The organism is Cupriavidus sp. C3SS-1 (genome assembly GCF_057073755.1).
This window is the reverse complement of record NZ_CP172699.1, coordinates 1,091,065-1,112,296: the sequence shown is the minus strand read 5'-3', so window position 1 is coordinate 1,112,296 and position 21,232 is coordinate 1,091,065. Positions and strand designations below refer to the sequence as shown.

The following is a 21,232-nucleotide window of genomic DNA, read 5'->3' as shown; positions in this document are numbered from 1 at the left end:
GCTATCTTCCCAGGTAGGATTCGATCACGCGTTCGTCGCGCTTGACGCTCTCCAGCGTGCCTTCCGCCAGCAAGCTGCCTTCGGCCAGCACCGTGACCTTGCCTTCGTCGCCGGCCAGCGCCGCGACAAATTCCATGTCGTGCTCGACCACCATCATCGAGCAGCTGCCGCGCAGGCTGTTCAGCAACGCGGCGAGCTGCATGGTTTCCTCATCGGTCATGCCGGCCACGGGCTCGTCCAGCAGCAGCAGTTGCGGCTGCTGCATCAGCAGCATGCCGATCTCCAGGCGCTGCTTCTGGCCATGCGACAGCAGTCCCGCCGGGCGGTAGGCCTCGTCCTCGAGGCCGGTTAGCGCGAGTGTTTCTTCAATGCGCCGATGCCCATCCCCCGTGAGCCGCGCGCGCAGCGACGACCACCAGCGCTTGTCGGCCTTCATCGCGAGTTCCAGGTTTTCCCAGACGGCATGCTGTTCGAACACCGTCGGCTTCTGGAACTTGCGGCCGATGCCGACCTGCGCGATGCGCGGCTCGGTCATGCGCATCAGGTCGATGGTCTGGCCCAGGAACACGCGGCCGCTGACATTGGCATTGCGCGGGCCGGTCTTGCCGGTGATGACATCCATCATCGTGGTCTTGCCCGCGCCGTTGGGGCCGATCACGCAGCGCAGCTCGCCGTGGTCGATCGACAGGCTCAGCTTGTTGAGCGCGCGAAAGCCGCCGAACTGCACCGTCAGGTCTTCAAGGTAGAGGATCGGACCATGCGACACATCGATCGTGCCGGGCTCCACCACGCGGCCCAGTCCCGTCGCATTGCCGCTTTCCGCCTGGCCGTATTCGAGCGCGGCATTCATGCTTCGCCTCCGGTGCGCCCCGCCACGGCAGGGCTGGATACAGGATCGTTCCCGGCCGCCGGCTCCGTGCGGCGGTTGCGCTCGCGCAGGCGCTTCAACAGGCCAATCACGCCATCAGGCAGGTACAGCGTGACCAGCACGAACATCGCGCCGAGCAGGAACAGCCAGTACTCGGCGAAGTAGGCCGTGAACATCGTCTTGGCGCCGTTGACGAGGAAGGCCCCGATCACCGGTCCGATCAGCGTGCCGCGGCCGCCAACCGCCACCCAGACAGCCATCTCGATCGAGTTGCCCGGCGACATCTCACCCGGGTTGATGATGCCCACCTGCGGCACGTACAGCGCGCCGGCAATGCCGCACAGCACGGCCGAGAACGTCCAGACGAACAGCTTGTAGCCGAGCGGGTTGTAGCCCGAAAACATCACGCGCATCTCGGCATCGCGCACGGCGGTCACGACGCGGCCGAGCTTGGACGTGACGATGTAGCGGCAGGCCACGAATCCGGCGAGCAACGCCAGGAAGGTCAGCACGAACAGCGCGGTGCGTGTCTGCGGTGCGGCCACGGCATAACCGGCGATGCGCTTGAAGTCGGTGAACCCGTTGTTGCCACCGAAACCCGTTTCATTGCGGAAGAACAGCAGCATCGCCGCATACGTCATGGCTTGCGTGATGATCGACAGGTACACGCCCTTGATGCGCGAGCGAAACGCGAAGAAGCCGAACAGCCAGGCCAGCACTCCCGGCACCAGTACCACGAGCAGCAACGCATAACCCAGGTGCTCGGTGCCGTGCCAGAACCAGGGCAGCTCCTTCCAGTCGAGGAACACCATGAAGTCCGGCAGGTCGCTCTTGTACACGCCTTCACGGCCGATCGAACGCATCAGGTACATGCCCATTGCGTAGCCGCCCAGCGCGAAGAACAAGCCATGGCCAAGACTCAGGATGCCGCAGTAGCCCCACACCAGATCCAGCGCAATGGCGGCCAGCGCATAGCACATGATCTTGCCGATCAGCGTCAGCGCATAAGCGGACAGGTGCAGCGGATGGCCCTCAGGCACCAGCAGCGCGCACACCGGCACGCCGATGGCAACCACCACCGTCAAGGCCACCAGCAAAGTCCAACCGCGCCCGGTGAACAGCGGCTGACGTTCGGGCACGGCAAGCCGAAATTGCGCCGCCGGCGAATTGGAATGAAAGCTCTGCATCATGCCTCCGCGCTGCGCCCCTTGAGCGCGAAAAGTCCCTGCGGCCGCTTCTGGATGAACAGCACGATCAGCACCAGGACAAAGATCTTGGCCAGCACCGCGCCGTAGAACGGCTCGATGAACTTGTTGATGATGCCGAGCCCGAACGCGCCGACGATCGTGCCCGCCAGCTGCCCGACGCCACCCAGCACCACGACCATGAACGAATCGATGATGTAAGCCTGGCCCAGGTCCGGGCCGACATTGCCGATCTGCGACAGCGCGCAGCCACCCATGCCGGCAATGCCCGCGCCGAAGGCAAAGGCGTAGCTGTCCACCTTCCACGTGCGCACGCCCACGCAGGCGGCCATGGTGCGGTTCTGCGTGGTGGCGCGCACGAACAGGCCAAGGCGCGTACGATTGAGCACGGCCCAGGCAACGGCCACCACGGCCAGCGCGAACAGGATGATGACGATGCGGTTGTACGGGATCACCAGGCCCGGCATCCATTCGACGCCGCCGCTCATCCAGGCCGGGTTGGCCACTTCCACGTTCTGCGCGCCGAACAGCGTGCGCACGGCCTGCATCAGCAGCAGGCTCACGCCGAACGTGGCCAGCAGCGTCTCCAGCGGACGACCATAGAGATGGCGCAGCACCAGGCGTTCCAGCACGAAACCGACGATACCCGCGGCGAGGAACGAGGCCGGCAGCGCTGCGGGCAGATACCAGTCGAACGCGCCGGGCGCGTAGGTGCGGAACAGCGTCTGCACGACGTAGGTGGCATACGCGCCGATCATCAGGAACTCGCCGTGCGCCATGTTGATGACGCCGATCAGGCCATAGGTGATCGCCAGGCCCAGCGCCGCCAGCAGCAGCACGCTACCCAGGCTCAGGCCGGCGAACAGGTTGCCGATCAGGTCGGCGCGGCGCTGGTCGCTGCGCAATGCATCGAGTGCCTGCTGCGCGGCCACGCGTACTTCGACATCCGGTTCGCGGTACTTGCCATCGCTGCCCCGCTCGACCAGGGGCGCCAGCTTCTGGCGGCTTTGCGGATTGCTGTCGCGGCCCAGGATGCCAATGGCCTCAAGCCGCGCATCACGCTGTGCCTTGTCGCCGGCGTTCGTCTCCTCGGCCAGCACGGTGGTGGCCCAGATCACGTCCAGCCGTGCGCGCAGGCCGGGATCGGCCTCCACCTTGCGCGCGGCTTCCACGCCGGCGCGCGAGGCACTTTCGGGCTGGTCGTACAGCGTATTGATGGCCTGCGAGCGCACCGCGATATCGGGCGACTGCAACTGCAGACCGCTCGCGGCGCTGTCCACGATGGCGCGCAGGCTGTTGTTCAGGGTCAGCGATTCCAGCTCGCCGGCCTTGACCGTGACCGGCTTGCCGGTGATCGCATCGACGGTCTTGTCGCCTTCCTGGCGCACCATGCCCACCGATGGGGCGTACTGAAGCGAATCGTCCTGCAGCGCCTTGAGGATCGGGCCGGCCTGCTCGGGAGGGGCCTTGGCCAGCGCGGACAGGGCCGCGGTCTTGGCATCGAAATCGTCCTCGGCCAATGGCTTGAGGTCGGCCTGCGTCAGTGCGCCTGCGGCGGCCGCCCATAGCGGCGCGGCAAGCAGCAGCGCAGCCAGCATGGCGCGCAGCCATGATATGGCGATCTTCGGTAACGATTGGGACATAGGTGCTGGCGAATGGGCGGCGCGTGGTCGCGACCTGTTTTCTCTTGGATCAGGAGACCGGCAGGGACGCGCACCGCCGGCCACGAAGAGCCGGCGATGCACGCCTGCCAGGGTGTGGCACGCTGCCTTACATCACCTTGTCCGGCTTGCCTTCGTTGCCGGAGATGAACGGGCTCCACGGCTGCGCGCGGATGGGCTTGGCGGTCTTCCACACCACGGTGAACTGCCCGTCGCCCTTCACTTCGCCGATCATCACCGGCTTGAACAGGTGATGGTTGTCGCCCATGGTCAGCGTGAAGCCGTCCGGCGCCTTGAAGGTCTGGCCATACATGGCCGCGCGCACCTTGTCGGGATCGGTCGTGCCGGCCTTCTTCACGGCCTGTGCCCACATATGGATACCGACATAGGTGGCCTCCATCGGGTCATTGGTCACCCGCTTGTCGCCGCCGGGCAGGTTGTTCGCCTTGACCCAGGCTGCCCACTGCTTCTTGAACGCTTCGTTCTCGGGGTTCTTGACCGACATGAAGTAGTTCCATGCGGCCAGGTGACCCACCAGCGGCTTGGTATCGATGCCGCGCAGTTCTTCTTCGCCCACGGAGAAGGCCACCACCGGCACGTCCTTGGCCTTCAGGCCCGCATTGCCGAGTTCCTTGTAGAACGGCACGTTGGAGTCGCCGTTGATGGTGGAGATCACGGCGGTCTTGCCGCCCTGCGAGAACTTCTTGATGTTGGCGACGATGGTCTGGTAGTCGCTATGGCCGAACGGGGTGTAGACCTCTTCGATATCCTTGTCGGCCACGCCCTTGCTCTTCAGGAACGCGCGCAGGATCTTGTTGGTGGTGCGCGGATAGACGTAGTCGGTGCCGAGCAGGAAGAAACGCTTGGCGCCGCCGCCTTCCTTGCTCATCAGGTACTCGACCGCCGGAATGGCCTGCTGGTTGGGTGCTGCGCCGGTGTAGAAGACGTTCTTGGACATCTCCTCGCCTTCATACTGCACCGGGTAGAACAGCAGCGAGTTCAGCTCTTCATAGACCGGCAGCACGGACTTGCGCGACACCGAAGTCCAGCAGCCGAACGTGACCGCAACCTTGTCCTTGGTGATCAGCTGGCGCGCCTTCTCGGCGAACAGCGGCCAGTTCGACGCCGGATCCACGACCACCGGCTCCAGCTTGCGGCCGAGCACGCCACCGCTCTTGTTGATCTCGTCGATGGTCATCAGCGCGACGTCCTTGAGCGACGTCTCCGAGATGGCCATGGTGCCGGACAACGAATGCAGGATGCCGATCTTGATCGGGTCCTTGGACTGCGCCATCGCCAGCGGGCTCGCGCCGATCATGGCCGCGGCGGCTACCGCCGACAGCTTCAGCATGTCACGTCGTTTCATTGCAGCTCCCAGTTTGTCGTTTGGTTACGGGACTCAACGCTCCCCGGGTGGTGCATCCGCAACTACCGTGCCATGGCTCGCCAGGACATCGACGGATGGCCAGACGCCGCCGGGGCGACCGGCAAGAGACAATTCCAGGGAGATACCGCGCGAAAGCACCATGCTGGTGCCGGACGGGAACGAACGAGACGCACCGCGCGCGTGCACGGCGCAATCGGGTGCAAGCGAGGCCGAGGGCACGCCGGCGCCGAAAATGGGAAGGCGCCGGGAGGAATGCCGCGCCACGGTGCGCGATGCACCGCCACAAACAAGAACGGGGCCCCAAGGCCCCGTTGTCTATCGTCCAGAGACGATTACTTCATCATCCACGGCATCATGTTCGCGTTCATGTTGTGCATGATCCAGAGCGAGCCGGCCAGCACGATGAACAGGATCAGCAGCGTGAACAGGAACGACATCACGTTCCAGCGCTGCTCCTTCGAACCATCCATATGGAGGAAGTACTTCAGGTGCACGACGACCTGCACCGCGGCCATGCCGAGGATGATCAGCAGGGTCGTGCCGCGGTCCATGGTGCCGTCCATCACGATCTTGAACGGGATGACGGTCAGGATCACCGCCAGCACGAAGCCGATCACATAGGACTTGAAGCTGCTGTGGCCGTGCGACTCGGCGTGGGCCGATGCTGCGTGTTGCTGTGCCATTTACATTGCCCCCATCAGGTAGACCACGGTGAAGACGCCGATCCACACGACGTCCAGGAAGTGCCAGAACAGGCTGAGGCAGTTCAGGCGCTTGGACATGGTCGGGGTCAGGCCCTTCTTGCTGACTTGCCACATCAGGACCAGCATCCACACCATGCCGCTTGCGACGTGCAGGCCGTGGGTGCCCACCAGCGTGAAGAACGACGACAGGAACGCGCTGCGGCTGGGGCCGGCGCCTTCGGCGATCAGGTGATGGAATTCATTGATTTCCATGTACATGAACGCGGCGCCCAGCGCGAACGTGATAGCCAGCCAGACCAGCACCCGCACTTTCGAGCGGTTCTGCAGCGAGATCATCGCGAAGCCGTACGTGATCGACGAGAACAGCAGGATGAAGGTCTCGGTCAGCACGTAGTTGAGCTCGAACAGCTCCTTGCCCGACGGGCCACCCGCCACTTCGCCGCGCAGGACGGCGAACGCGGCGAACAGGCACGCGAACAGGATGCAGTCGCTCATCAGGTACAGCCAGAAACCAAAGATGGTGTTCTCGCTGGTGTCGTGGTGCGCGTGGTCGTGCGTGTCGTCATGCGAGTGCGCATGAGCCGGGGCTTGCGCCGCCCCGAAGCGATCAAGGACTTCTGTCGACATGGTTATCAGGCCTGCGAAGCAATGCGCTGCAGTTGGCGCGTTTCAATCTGCTCGACCTCGGCGGCCGGCACGTAGTAGTCGATGTGGTCATCGTTGGCGCGGCGGATGAACGACACCACCATGCCAACCAGGCCCACGGCGGCAAGCCACCAGATGTGCCAGACCAGGGCAAAGCCCAGCACCAGGCTGAACAGGCCCATCCAGAAACCGGCGCCGGTGTTCTTCGGCATGTGGATCTGCTCGTAGCCGCTGGTCGGGATGGTTTCGCCACGCGCCTTCATGTCGGCGAACGCGTCCAGGTCACGCACCACCGGGGTGTGCGCGAAGTTGTAGAACGGCGGCGGCGACGAAGTTGCCCATTCCAGCGTGCGGCCACCCCACGGGTCGCCGGTCACGTCGGCCAGCTTCTTGCGGTCGCGGATCGACACGACGATCTGCAGCACCTGGAAGAAGATGCCCAGCGCCACGAACACCACGCCGACCACGGCCAGGTACAGCCACGGCGTCCAGGCCGGGTTGTCGGTGTGGTTCAGGCGACGGGTCATGCCCATCAGGCCCAGCACGTACAGCGGCATGAAGGCGAAATAGAAGCCCACCAGCCAGCACCAGAAGGCGTACTTGCCCAGACGCTCGTTCAGCTTGAAGCCGAACGCCTTCGGCCACCAGTAGGTGATGCCCGCCAGGTAGCCGAACAGCACGCCGCCGATGATCACGTTGTGGAAGTGGGCGATCAGGAACAGGCTGTTGTGCAGCACGAAGTCGGCTGCCGGCACGGCCATCAGCACGCCGGTCATGCCGCCGATCACGAAGGTGATCATGAAGCCCAGCGTCCACAGCACCGGCGTGGTCATCTGCACGCGGCCACGGTACATCGTGAACAGCCAGTTGAAGATCTTCACCCCGGTCGGGATGGAGATGATCATGGTCGTGATACCGAAGAACGCGTTGACGTTCGCACCGGAGCCCATCGTGAAGAAGTGGTGCAGCCACACGATGAACGACAGCACCATGATGGCCGCGGTCGCGTACACCATGCCCTTGTAGCCGAACAGCTTCTTGCCCGAGAACGTAGCGATGACTTCAGAGAAGATACCGAACGCCGGCAGGATCAGGATGTACACCTCGGGGTGGCCCCAGATCCAAATCAGGTTCACGTACATCATGGCATTGCCGCCGCCATCGTTCGTGAAGAAATGCATGTCGAAGTAGCGGTCCAGGCCCAGCAGTGCCAGCGACACCGTCAGCACCGGGAAGGCGGCCACGATCAGCACGTTGGTGCACAGGGCGGTCCAGGTGAACACCGGCATGCGCATCAGGGTCATGCCCGGGGCGCGCATCTTCAGGATGGTCACCAGGAAGTTCACGCCGGTCAGCAGCGTGCCCAACCCTGAAATCTGCAAGGACCAGAGGTAGTAGTCCACCCCCACGCCCGGGCTGAAGTCCAGGCCGGACAGCGGCGGGTAAGCGAGCCAGCCGGTCTTGGCGAATTCGCCAACGCCCAGCGAGACGTTCACCAGCATGGCGCCCGACACGAACAGCCAGAACGACAGCGTGTTCAGGAACGGGAAGGCCACGTCGCGCGCACCGATCTGCAGGGGCACCACGAGGTTCATCAGGCCCGTCATCAGCGGCATGGCCACGAAGAAGATCATGATCACGCCGTGGGCGGTGAAGATCTGGTCGTAGTGTTCCGGCGGCAGGACGCCGTGGGCACCGTTGGTAGCAAGCGCCAGCTGCATGCGCATCATGAGCGCGTCGGAAAAGCCGCGCAGCAGCATGACCAGCGCGACCAGGCAGTACATCACGCCGATCTTCTTGTGATCGACGGAAGTGAACCACTCATTCCAGAGGTAGCCCCACTTCTTGAAATACGTGATCGCGCCTAGCAGCGCAGCGCCGCCGAGGGCGACACCGGCCAGTACGACCATGATGATCGGCTCATGAAACGGAATCGCCGACAAACTCAATTTGCCAAACATCATTGCTCCTAGGATTGCGCGCCCAGCGCCGGCTTGGCCGGCGTGGCCATGGACACCCGCTCTTCGCCGAGCGTGTTACGCGACGTGCAGATCGGGCCGCCATCGAAACCCTCGCGGGCCATGGCATGGCCGTCGTTGCCCATGTATTGGTGCAGGACGCCGGTGAACAGGCCGTCTTCGACCTTGCCGTAGTAGGCAACCGGCTCCGCTTCGCTCGGCTGCGCCAGGACCTTGTAGTCCGCGCTGGCGAGCTGACGTTCGGAGGCGCGCACCTTGGCGACCCACGCGTCGAACTCGAAGTTCGACATGGCCGTCGCCTTGAACTTCATGCCCGAGAAGCCGCCGCCGCTGTAGTTGGCGGACATGCCGTCATACGTGCCGGCTTCGTTGGCAATCAGGTGCAGCTTGGTCTCCATCCCTGCCATCGCGTAAACCTGGCTGCCCAGTTGCGGGATGAAGAACGAATTCATGATTGAATCGGAGGTGATCTTGAAGTTCACCGGCGTGCCCACCGGGAACGCGATCTGGTTGACCGTCGCGATCTTCAGTTCCGGATAGATGAACAGCCACTTCCAGTTCATCGCCACCGCCTCGACGGTGATCGGCTTCTGTTTCGATTCGAGCGGCTTGTACGGGTCCAGGTCGTGCGAAGACTTCCACGTGATGATGCCCAGCGCGATGATGATCAGGCAGGGAATCAGCCACACCACGACTTCGATCGCGGTCGAGTGCGACCAGTCGGGTTCATAGCGTGCCGAGGTATTGCTTGCGCGGTACTTCCAGGCGAACACCAGCGTCAGGATGATCACCGGCACCACCACCAGCAGCATGAGCCAGGTGGCGATCAGGATGATGCCTTTGATGTCGACGCCTACCTGCCCCTTCGGGTCGAGCAGCGTCATGTTGCAGCCGGCGAGCAGCAAGAGCAGGCCGAGGCTTGGCAGGGACCGCGTCCACCGCGGCAGTATGGGTTTCTTCATGTCACGACTGGTTTGGTTAGGCCGCGCTTGGGCAAAGCGTGGCTTCACCGCCTGATGCCGGAAGCAAGAGGCGTTGGGCTGAGGGAAAACCTGAAGGACGTGTCCTTAGCTGGCGTTGGGGTCTGGCGGACTTAACGCCGGATGACCATGCGGCCTGACAACGCCATGAACACGGAAGGACAACTGACGACTGCGCGAGCGGCTCGCCTTAGGCGGGGGCACTGCGGCAATTGATGGCCGAAACCGCGAACGGTCCCGGCTCGAAACTGCGGCCGGGTAGCGTTGAACCACGAGGTTTTTGCACTTCCCGGCAAGCCTGCCTTGTGGGCAAGCGCGGTTTCCGGCCGGAATGCGCAACACGTAAAACATCGTGGGCGCGACTGTACCGCAATGCAGCATTACGGGTAAACCCAACAGCACAGAACACACTGTTCAGAAAATCGGACAATTCTTAAAAGCGTCGTTCGCGCCGCTAAAAATGTGTTGCAACATCCTCATTAACGTTAAAAACCGAAAAAAACCGCCGGACGGCGGTTTTTTTCTTCCTGTATCAACAAAACAACAATGGTTCAGCCGTAGCGGCGGCTAATCGACTCCGCCACGCACACCGGACGGTCACTGCCCTCGCGCTCGATCGTCACTTCCCAGGTCGACTGGGCGCCCACCAGTTCAGGCGACTTGGGCAGCGGGTCGAGCCGCTCGACCTTCAGCAGTTTGATACGCGCGCGCAGCTTGCTGCCCACGGGCACCGGCGCGGTGAAGCGCACGCGGTTCAGGCCGTAGTTCACGCCGATCTTCGACGGCATGTGCAGCGCGTTGTGCATGAACTTGGGTACCAGCGACAGCGTCAGGAAGCCATGCGCGATCGGGCCACCGTAAGGCGATTCCTTTTTGGCGCGCTCCACGTCGACGTGGATCCACTGGTGGTCGCCGGTCGCCTCGGCAAACAGGTTTACCTGCTCCTGGGTGATCTCCATCCAGTCGCTGATGGCGACCTCCTGTCCTTGCAGGCTTTCCAGTTCTTCGAGCGATGCGATGGTGCGCATGTCCGTTATCTCCTCGTTGTTTAGGTTGGGGGCGATCTCAGGCGGGGCGCCGGCCGTACATGCCCATGCCTTTGACCGTGCAGACCAGTTCGCCGCGCTGGTTGGTGGCTTCCCATTGGGTATGGACGACACCGCGATCCGGCTTGGATTGCGATGGCCGGGAATCCAGCACATTGAGCACGACAGTCAGCGTGTCGCCGGCATAGACCGGCTTGAGCCAGCGGATCTCGTCGACGCCCGGCGAACCCATGCTCGCCGACTTGCCGGTGCTGCTCAGCACCAGCAGGCGCATCATGATCGAGCACGTCATCCAGCCGCTCGAAATCAGGCCGCCATAGATACTTTTGGCCGCGGCCTCCTTGTCGATATGGAATGGCTGCGGGTCATACTGGCGGGCAAAGCCGAGGATCTCTTCCTCGGTGACGAGGTAGGAGCCGAGTTCGCGGCGGCTGCCGACTGCAAAGTCCTCGAAATACAGCATCGGTCATATCTCCGTTGTCGCTGACTTTTGACTTGTCATCGCGATATTCGCATGGCAGGTAACGGCGTGCGTCCGTATTTGCCGAACCCGCCCCTAACTGCGCGCAAAGAAAAAAACCGCGCCTGGACTACGGCGCGGTTTCGACTGGGGCATTGACTCGATCAGGCAGCTTGCTGGAAGCTTGCCTGGGCGGCAAACCGTCCCAGGTGGTGATCGACGTCACCGAACGTGGTGTTGATAAGCGTCAGGCGCTTGAACATGTGCGCGGCCGGCAGTTCGTTGGTCACGCCCATGCCGCCGTGGATCTGCACGGCCTCCTGGCCGACGTAGCGCGCGGCCTGGCCAACGCGGGCCTTGGCAGCCGATACGTAGCGGCGGCGCTCTTCCGGCGTCGACTCTTCAAAGCGGGCTGCGGCCAGCAGCGTGATCGAGCGGGATTGTTCGGCCTGGATAAACATCTCGACCATCCGATGCTGCAGCGCCTGGAAGCGCGCGATCACCACGCCGAACTGCTGGCGCTGCTTGGCGTAATCGAGCGTTGCGGCGTTGAGCGTGTCCATCACGCCCACGGCCTCGGCGCACAGCAGCACCGCGGCGTAGTCGGCCACCTGCTCGACCTGCTCGAAGGCCTTGCCAGCTTCGCCCAGCAATTGCGCCGGGGCATCCTGGAACGTGACATCGGCCGCGCGCAGGTTGTCGATGGTGCGGTAGTCCTTGATGCTGACGCCGGCGCCCCTGGCGTCGACCAGGAACAGCGAGATGCCGTCACGATCTGCGTCCGCCCCCCCGGTGCGTGCCGACACGATCAGCTTGTCGGCCTGGCCGCCATGCAGCACCACGGTCTTGCGGCCGTTGAGCTTGCCGTCGCGCGCGGTGACGCGCACGTTGTTCAGCTCATAGCGCGCCTGCGGCTCGTTGAACGCCACCGCGAGCTTCAGTTCGCCACCGGCCACTTGCTCCAGCAGCGCTTCCTGGCCACCGGCCAGGCCCAGGGCATAAGCGCCCACGACGGTCGCCAGGTACGGCTCGACGACCAGGCCGCGGCCCAGTTCTTGCTGCACCACCATCATGTCCAGCGCCTTGCCGGAGAAGCCGCCCTGCGCTTCCGGCACCGGCAGCGCGGTCAGGCCGAGCTCGACGATCGAGCCCCAGGCGGATTCGCCATAGCCAGTCTCGCTCTCATAGCGCTTCTTGCGCGACTCGAAATCGTAGTCCTTGTCGATGAAACGGCGTACGGCGTCAGCCAGCTGCTTTTGTTCGTCGCTGAGATTGAAGTTCATGTTCCGTGTCTCCTCACAGCCCCAGGATCATCTGGCTGATGATGTTGCGCTGGATTTCGTTGGACCCGCCGTAGATGGAGGTCTTGCGATAGTTGAAGTAGTAGGCGGCCAGCGGGGCGGCATCGTCGTAGCCGGTCACCGCGTGCTCGTGCTCGCACTCCAGGTAGGCGGGGTCGAACGGCTGGGCGTACGGGCCAACGGCTTCGACCATCAGTTCCGTCAGCATCTGCTGGATCTCGGTGCCCTTGATCTTCAGCATCGAGGCTTCCGGGCCGGGGCCCTTGCCCGCGGCTTCGCTCGACACCACGCGCAGCACGGTGATCTCCAGCGCCATCAGTTCGATTTCCAGCGCGGCGACCTTGGCGCCGAACACCGGATCTTCCAGCAGGGGCTTGCCGTTCTTCTGCTGCTGGCGCGCCACCCGCTTCAGGAAGCCCAGCTCGCGCTTGGAATTGCCGACGCGGGCAATGCCGGTGCGCTCGTGGCCGAGCAGGTACTTGGCGTAGGTCCAGCCCTTGTTCTCGTCGCCGACGCGGTTTTCCACCGGTACCTTGACGTTGTCGAAGAACACTTCGTTCACCTCATGCTCTTCGTCGAGCATGATGATCGGACGCACGGTGATGCCCGGCGTCTTCATGTCGATCAGCAGGAACGAGATGCCCTCCTGCTTCTTGGCCTCGGGATCGGTGCGCACCAGGCAGAAGATCATGTCGGCGTGCTGGCCGAGCGTGGTCCAGGTCTTCTGGCCGTTGACGATGTAGTGCTTGCCGTCGGAGGTCAGCTCCGCGCGGGTCTTGACCGATGCCAGGTCGGAGCCCGAGCCAGGCTCCGAGTAGCCCTGGCACCACCAGTCGGTGCAGTCCAGAATGCGCGGCAGGTAGTACGACTTCTGCTGTTCGTTGCCGTACTTCATGATCACGGGCGCGACCATGGCAACGCCGAAGGGCAGTACGCCGGGAGCGCCGACGCGGGCGTTTTCCTCGTCCCAGATATGGCGCTGCGTGGCGTTCCAGCCGGTGCCGCCGTATTGCACGGGCCAGTGCGGTGCCGACCAGCCCTTGCCCGCCAGGATCTTGTGCCAGCGCACCAGGTCGTCGCGATTGGGCCGGCGATGGTTCAGCACCTTGCCGCGGATATCCGCCGGCAGATTGGCTTCCAGCCAGCTACGCACTTCCTCGCGGAAGGCGTTGTCGGACGCCGAGTAATTGAGATCCATGCCCGTCTCCAGTGATGCCGGCACGGTGCCGGCAAGTAGTTCTGCCTGCGCGTCTTGCGCCGACAACCACGGGCACAGGACGCAATTCAGTGAGCCGTCTGCTTCAATGCATCCGGCACCACGAGCGGGATCGTTTCAATGCCCTCTTCCGCCAGCGCCTGCACCTCTTCCGGGGAAGCCGAACCGCGGATGCCGCGCTCCGGTGCCTCGTCGTAATGCATGCGCCTGGCCTCCTCGGCAAAGCGGTCGCCAACGTCCTCGGTCTGCGCCATCACCTGCCGAACGGCCTTCATATAGGCCGCCTGCAAGGCTTCCAGGGCGGCCGGCGCTGGCGCCGCCTGCCCTGCCTTCGCGTGGCCGCGCTGCACCGGCGTCGCGCCCGAGAGATTCAGGCGCGGCGCGCTCGGCAGCCGACTCACCGCGTGGTCACCGCAGACCGGGCATTGGACGAGGTCACTTGCGATTTGCGACTGCGCATCATCCTCGGAGGAAAACCAGCCCTCGAAACGATGGTCTTGCGCACAACGCAGGTCGAGCACCTTCATGATCTTTCCAGCCCGTCAAAGGCAATAGTATCTGTGAATCGAAATTTTGTGAACGGTCGTGCTAATTTTTCCCCAAAGGGATTTCCCGCATCTATGTGTCGCGAGAAGCACATCGCTCCGTTCTTTGGCCGGCTATCGCCGTTTTTCTTCAGCGCTTCAGGACGGAAGCGGCTGCTCGCCGGGCTGCCAGACCCCAGAGATTACCTTCTCCAGCCAGAACGCGCCGATGATGGTCTTGACATCGGTAATGCGGCCCTGACGCACCCAGTCGAGCACCTGGCCGGCCGGGACGATGAAGGTTTCGAGAAACTCGCCGTCATCGAGCTTCGCCTGGCCCGCGGTCAGGTCGCGCGCAAGGAACACGTCGATAAATTCGGTGGAGTACGAAATGACGGGATGGATGCGAGTCAGGTAATCCCAGCGCGCGGCGCTATAGCCGGTCTCCTCTTCCAGCTCGCGCTCGCCGCAGCGCAGCGCGCCCTCTTGCGGGTCCAGCTTGCCGGCTGGGAATTCGAGCATGACTTCGCCTACCGGGTAGCGGAACTGACGCTCCATCAGCACGGTGCCATCGTCGAACAGCGGAATCATCATGACCGCGCCGGGATGTACGACGTACTCGCGGCCGGTCTGCTTGCCGTCGGGCAGGCGGACGATGTCTTGCTTCAGCGTGAGGAATTTGCCGCGATGGACGGTCGCCGAAGCAACGCAGACTTCCTTCAGCCCTGCATCGCCTTCAGGCGGGGCTAGTTGGTCCTGGGTCTTTTCCGTCATGAGCGCTCCGGGTGATTGGCACGCCCGGCGGCTTTATGACCGGCTTCAGGCCGTGCGGTGTTTGACGAGGTACTGCCAGGTAAAGCCGGGGAAGGCGAACACCAGCATCATGCACGCCGTAATGGCGTAGAACTGCCAGCCCTGCGGGAAGGCGTTGCCGAGGCTCGCCTCCACCGCAAAGCCGGCCAGGCCGGCCGCCAGATACAGGCAGATGAGTTCCACCAGCCGCAGCCACAGGGGCTTGCGGCTCCAGCGCAGCGGGATCACCGCGAACAGGCGCTGGTTGATGAACGGCAGGTTGGCACAAACCAGTGCCAGCAAGATGACAAACCAGCCGCCCGTCGGGGAACTCATGCCTTGCTGCCTCTTGCGTTCAGGAGGCCAGCGTTGCGCGGATGGCCTGGTAGCACAGGTTCATCAGCGCAGCCGGGAAGATGCCCAGCAGGATCACTGCCGCGCCGTTCAGGCTCAGCACCGAACGCAGGCCGGTGGTAGCCTCGAGCGGCTCTTCGCCGACCGGTGCATCGAAGTACATCAGCTTGACCACGCGCAGGTAGTAGAAGGCACCGATCAGCGAGAACAGCACCGCCACCACGGCCAGCCAGGTCATGCCCGACTTCACCACGGCCTCAAGCACGGCCAGCTTGGCGTAGAAGCCCACGGTCGGCGGAATGCCGGCCAGCGAGAACATCATCACCAGCATCAGGAACGCGAACCATGGATTGCGGCGCGACATGCCCTTCAGGTCTTCCAGCGTTTCCGCCTCGAAGCCCTTCGTGGTACGCAGCAGGATCAGGCCGAAGGTGCCCAGCGTGGTCAGCAGGTACGTGACCGAATAGAACATCGACGCGCTGTAGGCGTTCGCCGCGCCATCCACCTTGTTGGCCACCACGCCGGACAGCATGCCCAGCAGGATGAAGCCCATGTGCGAGATGGTCGAGTAAGCCAACATCCGCTTCAGGTTGGTCTGGACGATGGCGGTCAGGTTGCCGATGGCCAGCGACAGGACGGCCAGCACCACCAGCATGGTCTGCCAGTCAGCGGCCAGCGGCAGCAGGCCTTCGACCAGTACGCGCAGGATCAGCGCGAATGCCGCCACCTTCGGGCCGCCGGCGATCAGCAGCGTCACCGCGGTCGGCGAACCCTGGTAGATGTCCGGAATCCACATATGGAACGGCGCGGCGCCAAGCTTGAACGACAAGCCGGCGACGATAAAGACCACGCCAAACGCCAGCATGGTGGTATTGACGCGGCCCGACTCGACCACGCGGAACACTTCGCCCAGGTTCAGCGAACCGGTCGCACCGTACATCATCGAGATGCCGTACAGCAGGAAGCCCGAAGCCAGCGCGCCCAGGACGAAGTACTTCATGGCCGATTCCGACGTCACGCGGCTTTCGCGGCGCAGTGCCACCAGCGCGTAGGACGACAGCGACAGCAGTTCCAGGCCCAGGTACAGGGTCAGGAAGTTGTTGCCGGTGATCATGACGATCTGGCCGCCGAGCGCGAACAGCGAGAGCTGGTAGAACTCGCCCGCGTACATGTCGCGGTCCGCCAGGTAGCGGCGGGTGTAGACCAGCGTCATGAACAGGCCGGCCGAGCAGAATGCCGACAGCACATTGGCCAGCGGATCGATCACGACCAGGTTGGCAAACGCGTAGTGCGTTTCGCCGGTCGATGCGTTGATGCCGAACCAGACGGTCAGCACCAGCGTGAACAGCAGCGACAGCGGGTAGGCGACGCTTGGCTTGCCCTTGCCGCGGGCAAGGTCGATCCAGTTGACCGCGGCGATCGACACCGCGAGGAAAATAATCGGCGCCACGGAGGCGAGAGTCGAGGACGGTTGCATAGTGTTATCTCTCCCCGATTACAGCTTCGACTGCGCCACGTGGGACAGCAGGTTGACCACCGACGCGTGCATCACGTCGGTGAAGGGCTTCGGGTGCAGGCCCATGTACAGCGTCATGATGGCGAGCAGGCCCAGCATCAGGAATTCGCGCTTGTTCAGGTCCACCAGTTCGCGGACGTGCTGGTGCACGATGTCGCCGAAGATCACGCGCTTGACCATCCACAGCGAATAGGCAGCGCCGAGGATCAGGGCGGTGGCCGCGAGCAGGCCGATCCAGAAGTTGTACTCGACCGAACCCAGGATCACCATGAACTCGCCAACGAAACCGGAGGTCGCGGGCAGGCCGCAGTTGGCCATCGCGAAGAACACCGACAGCGCGGCAAATTTCGGCATGGTGTTCACCACGCCGCCGTAGTCGGCGATCTGGCGCGAGTGCACGCGGTCGTACAGCACGCCGATGCACAGGAACATGGCGCCCGAGATGAAGCCGTGCGAGATCATCTGCACGATGCCGCCTTCGATGCCGATTTCATTGAAGATGAAGAAACCGAGCGTCACGAAGCCCATGTGCGCAATCGACGAGTACGCCACCAGCTTCTTCATGTCGGCCTGCACCAGCGCCACCAGGCCGATGTAGATGACGGCGATCAGCGAGATGGTAATGATGAACGCGGACAGCGAATGGCTTGCATCCGGCGCGATCGGCAGCGAGAAGCGCAGGAAGCCGTAGGCGCCCAGCTTCAGCATGATCGCGGCCAGCACCACGGAACCGCCGGTCGGCGCCTCGACGTGGGCGTCGGGCAGCCAGGTGTGCACCGGCCACATCGGCACCTTGACGGCGAATGCCATGAAGAAGGCGATGAACAGCGCGATCTGCTCGTTCATCGACAGCTTGGCCTGGTGCCATTGCAGGATTTCGAAGGTACCGGTCTTGTTGTACAGGTACAGCAGCGCGATCAGCGTCAGCAGCGAGCCCAGCAGCGTGTACAGGAAGAACTTGAAGGCCGCGTACACACGGTTCGGGCCGCCCCACACGCCGATGATGATGTACATCGGGATCAGCGTGGCTTCGAAGAACACGTAGAACAGCATGCCGTCCAGCGCGCAGAACACGCCGACCATCACGCCGGACAGGATCAGGAACGCAGCCATGTATTCGGCCACGCGTTCGGTGATCACTTCCCAGGCCGAGATCACGACGATCACGGTGATGAAGGCGGTCAGCACGACGAACCACATCGAGATGCCGTCAACGCCCAGGTAGTACTGGATGTTGAAGCGCTCGATCCAGGACGACTTCTCCACGAACTGCATCGCAGCGGTGGATTTGTCGAAGTGGAACACCAGCGGCAGCGTGACGATGAAGCTGACGATCGAGCCGAACAGCGACATCCACCTCACGTAGCAGGCGCTGCGGTCCGAGCCCGAGGCCAGTATCAGCAAGCCGAAGAAGATAGGCAGCCAGATTGCGAAAGACAGAACCATTTCTTTGTTTTCCTTACTCGGTGCCTATCACTTGGTGCCGATCACGCCGGTTACGGTGAGCGTCAGCAGCGCCAGCATGCCCACGATCATCGCGAATGCGTAGTGGTAGATGTAACCCGATTGCAGGTAGCGGCTGGCAGCGGCGAACGAGGCCACCACGCGCGCCGAACCATTGACGAACAGGCCGTCGATAAAGCTCTGGTCGCCACCCTTCCACAGGCCGGTGCCCAGCAGGCGGGCACCGCGTGCGAACACGGCCTGGTTGATGTCGTCCATGTAGTACTTGTTCTCAAGCAGCGTGTACACGCCCGAGAAGCGGTTCTTGATCGCCTCGGGGATGTCCGGGCGCTTCATGTAGAAGAACCATGACAGCACCACACCGGCAATCGCCAGCCACAGGACCGGGGTGGTCAGCGAATGGATCGCCATCGGCACCCAGCCGTGGAACGCTTCTTCCAGTTCCTTCATGGCATGGTGGTTCTCGCCGACGAAGATCACGTCCTTGAACGCCACGCCGTGCTTGAAGAACTCGCCGAACAGCATCGGCTCGATAGCGATCGCACCGATGATGACCGACGGGATCGCCAGCAGCACCAGCGGCAGCGTCACGACCCACGGCGACTCGTGCGGCTTCTCGCCGGCAGCCAGGCCATGGTGGTGGTCATGCGAGACCTCTTCTTCCTCGTGGTCGCCTTCATGCGGGTGGTGAGCATGGTTCTGGCCCCAGCGTTCCTTGCCGTGGAAGACCAGGAAGTACATGCGGAACGAATAGAACGCCGTCACGAACACGCCAGCCAGCACCGCGAAGTAGGCAAAGCCCGAACCCGCCAGGTGCGACTCGGCCACCGCTTCGATGATCGAATCCTTCGAGTAGAAGCCCGAGAAGAAAGGCGTGCCGATCAGCGCCAGCGAACCCACCAGCGAGGTGATCCACGTGATCGGCATGTACTTGCGCAGGCCGCCCATATTGCGGATGTCCTGGTCGTGGTGCATGCCGATGATGACCGAACCCGCGCCAAGGAACAGCAGCGCCTTGAAGAACGCGTGGGTCATCAGGTGGAACACGGCGACCGAGTAAGCCGAAGCGCCCAGCGCAACCGTCATGTAGCCGAGCTGCGACAGCGTCGAGTACGCGACCACGCGCTTGATGTCGTTCTGGATGATGCCCAGGAAGCCCATGAACAGCGCCGTAATGCCGCCGATCACCATGACGAAGGACAGCGCGGTGTCCGACAGCTCGAACAGCGGCGACATGCGGCTGACCATGAAGATGCCGGCCGTCACCATGGTTGCGGCGTGGATCAGCGCGGAAATCGGGGTCGGGCCTTCCATCGAGTCAGGCAGCCAGACGTGCAGCGGGAACTGGGCCGACTTGCCCATGGCGCCGATGAACAGGCAGATGCAGGCCACCGTCAGCATCATCCAGTCGGTGCCCGGGAAGATGACGGTCGCCAGCTTCTCGCGGGCGGCGAACACGTCCGCGTAGTTCATGCTGCCGCTGTAGGCCAGCAGCAGGCCGATGCCAAGGATGAAGCCGAAGTCGCCGACACGGTTCACCAGGAACGCCTTCAGGTTCGCGAAGATGGCCGTCGGGCGGGTGTACCAGAAACCGATCAGCAGGTACGACACCAGGCCCACCGCTTCCCAGCCGAAGAACAGCTGCAGGAAGTTGTTGCTCATCACCAGCATCAGCATCGAGAAGGTGAAGAGCGAGATGTACGAGAAGAAGCGGTTGTAGCCGGGGTCGCCGTCCATGTAGCCGACGGTGTAGATATGCACCATCAGCGACACGAAGGTCACCACCACCATCATCATGGCCGTCAGAGAATCGACCAGGAAGCCGACTTCCATCTTCAGGTCGCCGATGGCCATCCACTCGTAGACGGTGCCGTTGTAGCTCGCGCCGTTCATCACGTCGAGCAGCACCATCACCGACAGCACGCAGGCAATGGCCACGCCGAGGATCGTCGCGGTGTGGGCCACCATGCGGCCGCCGCGCGACTCCGAGGAAAACAGACCAAAGAACTTGGTGCCGAACAGGCCGGCGATCGCTGAGCCGACTAGCGGCGCAAGCGGAATCGCGAGCAGCAGGTTGGGGTTGAGCGTGGTTGCCATAGGACGCTTATTGGTGTGCGAGCGGTGAGCGGTCTTGGTTCATTGCGTAGTGCGTCATGAATATCAGTACTTCAGGGTATCCATGTCGTCCACGTTGATCGTGTCCAGGTTGCGGAACAGCACAACCAGGATTGCCAGACCGATTGCCGACTCGGCAGCGGCCACCGTAAGGATGAAGAAAACGAAAACCTGACCAGCCAGGTCGCCCATATAGTGCGAAAAGGCGACGAAGTTCATATTGACCGCAAGCAGCATGAGTTCGATCGCCATCAGCAGCACGATCACGTTCTTGCGGTTCAGGAAGATACCAACGATGCTGATCGCGAACAGGATCGCACCGAGCACGAGGAAATGGGCGAGTGAGAGCACAGCGTTTCTCCGTGGCTTTAGTTCTTGTTGGCGGTCGCCGCGGCATCGGCCTGGGCGGACTGGCTTTCCGCTGCCATGGCCACCAGGCGCACGCGGTCATCGCGGCGGGTACGCAACTGCGACGAGATATCCTGGGCCTTCACGTCCTTGCGACGACGCATGGTCAGCGCAACAGCCGCGATGATGGCCACCAGCAGGATGATGCCGGCCACTTCGAAGGCGTAGATGTAGTCGGTGTAGATCAGCTTGCCCAGCGCGGCCGTGTTCGAGTAGTTCGGGTCCTGCGAGCCAGGCGCCACCACCGGCGCGACCGTACCGATGAAATTGCGCACCAGCACGATGGCCATTTCAGCAATGATCAGCGCGCCAACGACCGACGCGAGCGGTACGTAAGTCCAGAAGTCCCTGCGCAGGTGTTCGATGTCGATATCGAGCATCATCACCACGAACAGGAACAGCACCATCACGGCGCCGACGTACACCAGCACCAGCAGGATGGCGAGGAATTCCGCCTTGAGCAACAGCCAGATCGCCGCAGCCGTGAAGAACGACAGTACGAGGAACAGTGCGGAGTGCACCGGGTTCTTCGCGGTGATGACCTTCAGTGCGGAGAGCACCAGCACCAGCGCAAAGACGTAGAAGATGGTGGTCGTGAGTTCCATGG

The 21,232-nt window shown here is 63.0% G+C and carries 20 protein-coding genes; all 20 read right to left on the bottom strand.

Annotated elements, in window-relative coordinates; translation table 11 throughout:
* Window position 1: 1 nt before the first annotated feature.
* Entirely contained in the window at window positions 2–850 is an 849-nt protein-coding gene (gene urtD, locus ACIGJC_RS05155; protein WP_483710943.1) for an urea ABC transporter ATP-binding protein UrtD, read from the bottom strand.
* A complete protein-coding gene (urtC, locus tag ACIGJC_RS05150) occupies window positions 847–2,055 on the bottom strand; it encodes an urea ABC transporter permease subunit UrtC (RefSeq protein ID WP_483711466.1) in 1,209 nt (402 codons plus the stop codon). The genes urtD and urtC overlap by 4 nt, the downstream gene beginning before the upstream one ends.
* Entirely contained in the window at window positions 2,055–3,716 is a 1,662-nt protein-coding gene (gene urtB, locus ACIGJC_RS05145) for an urea ABC transporter permease subunit UrtB (RefSeq protein ID WP_483710942.1), read from the bottom strand. Before urtB ends, urtC begins: the two co-directional genes overlap by 1 nt.
* Before the next feature lie 127 nt (window positions 3,717–3,843).
* A complete protein-coding gene (urtA, locus tag ACIGJC_RS05140; protein WP_483710941.1) occupies window positions 3,844–5,100 on the bottom strand; it encodes an urea ABC transporter substrate-binding protein in 1,257 nt (418 codons plus the stop codon).
* A 353-nt stretch (window positions 5,101–5,453) separates the two neighbouring features.
* Window positions 5,454–5,804 (bottom strand): cytochrome o ubiquinol oxidase subunit IV, encoded by a 351-nt coding sequence (gene cyoD / locus ACIGJC_RS05135; protein ID WP_483710940.1) that lies wholly within the window; start codon window positions 5,802–5,804, stop codon window positions 5,454–5,456.
* Window positions 5,805–6,452: a cytochrome o ubiquinol oxidase subunit III gene (gene cyoC, locus ACIGJC_RS05130; protein WP_483710939.1), complete on the bottom strand. Its 648-nt coding sequence runs from the start codon at window positions 6,450–6,452 to the stop codon at window positions 5,805–5,807.
* Window positions 6,453–6,457: 5 nt separating this feature from the next.
* Window positions 6,458–8,431: a cytochrome o ubiquinol oxidase subunit I gene (cyoB, locus tag ACIGJC_RS05125; protein ID WP_483711465.1), complete on the bottom strand. Its 1,974-nt coding sequence runs from the start codon at window positions 8,429–8,431 to the stop codon at window positions 6,458–6,460.
* A gap of 8 nt (window positions 8,432–8,439) precedes the next feature.
* Window positions 8,440–9,411, bottom strand: coding sequence for a ubiquinol oxidase subunit II (gene cyoA / locus ACIGJC_RS05120; protein ID WP_483710938.1), 972 nt, complete (start codon window positions 9,409–9,411; stop codon window positions 8,440–8,442).
* A 569-nt stretch (window positions 9,412–9,980) separates the two neighbouring features.
* Window positions 9,981–10,457, bottom strand: coding sequence for a MaoC family dehydratase (locus ACIGJC_RS05115; protein WP_483710937.1), 477 nt, complete (start codon window positions 10,455–10,457; stop codon window positions 9,981–9,983).
* 37 nt (window positions 10,458–10,494) lie between these two features.
* Window positions 10,495–10,938 carry a MaoC family dehydratase gene (locus tag ACIGJC_RS05110; protein ID WP_483710936.1) on the bottom strand — a complete coding sequence of 148 codons (444 nt, stop codon included), beginning with the start codon at window positions 10,936–10,938 and terminating at the stop codon, window positions 10,495–10,497.
* A 161-nt stretch (window positions 10,939–11,099) separates the two neighbouring features.
* Window positions 11,100–12,218 (bottom strand): acyl-CoA dehydrogenase family protein, encoded by a 1,119-nt coding sequence (locus ACIGJC_RS05105; protein WP_483710935.1) that lies wholly within the window; start codon window positions 12,216–12,218, stop codon window positions 11,100–11,102.
* A gap of 13 nt (window positions 12,219–12,231) precedes the next feature.
* On the bottom strand, window positions 12,232–13,434 hold the full coding sequence (locus ACIGJC_RS05100) for an acyl-CoA dehydrogenase family protein (protein ID WP_483710934.1): 1,203 nt from the start codon (window positions 13,432–13,434) through the stop codon (window positions 12,232–12,234).
* A gap of 86 nt (window positions 13,435–13,520) precedes the next feature.
* Window positions 13,521–13,979, bottom strand: coding sequence for a DUF1178 family protein (locus ACIGJC_RS05095; protein ID WP_483710933.1), 459 nt, complete (start codon window positions 13,977–13,979; stop codon window positions 13,521–13,523).
* A gap of 156 nt (window positions 13,980–14,135) precedes the next feature.
* On the bottom strand, window positions 14,136–14,750 hold the full coding sequence (locus tag ACIGJC_RS05090; RefSeq protein ID WP_483710932.1) for an NUDIX domain-containing protein: 615 nt from the start codon (window positions 14,748–14,750) through the stop codon (window positions 14,136–14,138).
* A gap of 45 nt (window positions 14,751–14,795) precedes the next feature.
* Window positions 14,796–15,104: a DUF2818 family protein gene (locus tag ACIGJC_RS05085; protein WP_483710931.1), complete on the bottom strand. Its 309-nt coding sequence runs from the start codon at window positions 15,102–15,104 to the stop codon at window positions 14,796–14,798.
* 19 nt (window positions 15,105–15,123) lie between these two features.
* Window positions 15,124–16,599, bottom strand: a complete 1,476-nt coding sequence (nuoN, locus tag ACIGJC_RS05080) for an NADH-quinone oxidoreductase subunit NuoN (protein ID WP_483710930.1) — start codon at window positions 16,597–16,599, stop codon at window positions 15,124–15,126.
* An 18-nt stretch (window positions 16,600–16,617) separates the two neighbouring features.
* Complete coding sequence (locus ACIGJC_RS05075) at window positions 16,618–18,084, bottom strand: NADH-quinone oxidoreductase subunit M (RefSeq protein ID WP_483710929.1); 1,467 nt, start codon at window positions 18,082–18,084, stop codon at window positions 16,618–16,620.
* Window positions 18,085–18,111: 27 nt separating this feature from the next.
* Window positions 18,112–20,199 (bottom strand): NADH-quinone oxidoreductase subunit L, encoded by a 2,088-nt coding sequence (nuoL, locus tag ACIGJC_RS05070; RefSeq protein WP_483710928.1) that lies wholly within the window; start codon window positions 20,197–20,199, stop codon window positions 18,112–18,114.
* Between the two features lie 63 nt (window positions 20,200–20,262).
* Window positions 20,263–20,568: an NADH-quinone oxidoreductase subunit NuoK gene (gene nuoK / locus ACIGJC_RS05065; protein ID WP_011297154.1), complete on the bottom strand. Its 306-nt coding sequence runs from the start codon at window positions 20,566–20,568 to the stop codon at window positions 20,263–20,265.
* A gap of 17 nt (window positions 20,569–20,585) precedes the next feature.
* Window positions 20,586–21,230: an NADH-quinone oxidoreductase subunit J gene (locus ACIGJC_RS05060; protein WP_483710927.1), complete on the bottom strand. Its 645-nt coding sequence runs from the start codon at window positions 21,228–21,230 to the stop codon at window positions 20,586–20,588.
* Window positions 21,231–21,232 lie beyond the last annotated feature (2 nt).

Bases quoted from the DNA above. Each gene is read 5' to 3' on its own strand.
- ACIGJC_RS05115 (WP_483710937.1), bottom strand. From the start codon at position 10,457: ATGCGCACCATCGCATCGCTCGAAGAACTGGAAAGCCTGCAAGGACAG.
- urtB (WP_483710942.1), bottom strand. From the start codon at position 3,716: ATGTCCCAATCGTTACCGAAGATCGCCATATCATGGCTGCGCGCCATG.
- cyoB (WP_483711465.1), bottom strand. From the start codon at position 8,431: ATGTTTGGCAAATTGAGTTTGTCGGCGATTCCGTTTCATGAGCCGATC.
- nuoL (WP_483710928.1), bottom strand. From the start codon at position 20,199: ATGGCAACCACGCTCAACCCCAACCTGCTGCTCGCGATTCCGCTTGCG.
- urtC (WP_483711466.1), bottom strand. From the start codon at position 2,055: ATGCAGAGCTTTCATTCCAATTCGCCGGCGGCGCAATTTCGGCTTGCC.
- ACIGJC_RS05100 (WP_483710934.1), bottom strand. From the start codon at position 13,434: ATGGATCTCAATTACTCGGCGTCCGACAACGCCTTCCGCGAGGAAGTG.
- ACIGJC_RS05110 (WP_483710936.1), bottom strand. From the start codon at position 10,938: ATGCTGTATTTCGAGGACTTTGCAGTCGGCAGCCGCCGCGAACTCGGC.
- ACIGJC_RS05075 (WP_483710929.1), bottom strand. From the start codon at position 18,084: ATGGTTCTGTCTTTCGCAATCTGGCTGCCTATCTTCTTCGGCTTGCTG.
- ACIGJC_RS05090 (WP_483710932.1), bottom strand. From the start codon at position 14,750: ATGACGGAAAAGACCCAGGACCAACTAGCCCCGCCTGAAGGCGATGCA.
- nuoN (WP_483710930.1), bottom strand. From the start codon at position 16,599: ATGCAACCGTCCTCGACTCTCGCCTCCGTGGCGCCGATTATTTTCCTC.
- cyoC (WP_483710939.1), bottom strand. From the start codon at position 6,452: ATGTCGACAGAAGTCCTTGATCGCTTCGGGGCGGCGCAAGCCCCGGCT.
- urtD (WP_483710943.1), bottom strand. From the start codon at position 850: ATGAATGCCGCGCTCGAATACGGCCAGGCGGAAAGCGGCAATGCGACG.
- ACIGJC_RS05060 (WP_483710927.1), bottom strand. From the start codon at position 21,230: ATGGAACTCACGACCACCATCTTCTACGTCTTTGCGCTGGTGCTGGTG.
- urtA (WP_483710941.1), bottom strand. From the start codon at position 5,100: ATGAAACGACGTGACATGCTGAAGCTGTCGGCGGTAGCCGCCGCGGCC.
- cyoA (WP_483710938.1), bottom strand. From the start codon at position 9,411: ATGAAGAAACCCATACTGCCGCGGTGGACGCGGTCCCTGCCAAGCCTC.
- ACIGJC_RS05095 (WP_483710933.1), bottom strand. From the start codon at position 13,979: ATGAAGGTGCTCGACCTGCGTTGTGCGCAAGACCATCGTTTCGAGGGC.
- ACIGJC_RS05105 (WP_483710935.1), bottom strand. From the start codon at position 12,218: ATGAACTTCAATCTCAGCGACGAACAAAAGCAGCTGGCTGACGCCGTA.
- ACIGJC_RS05085 (WP_483710931.1), bottom strand. From the start codon at position 15,104: ATGAGTTCCCCGACGGGCGGCTGGTTTGTCATCTTGCTGGCACTGGTT.
- cyoD (WP_483710940.1), bottom strand. From the start codon at position 5,804: ATGGCACAGCAACACGCAGCATCGGCCCACGCCGAGTCGCACGGCCAC.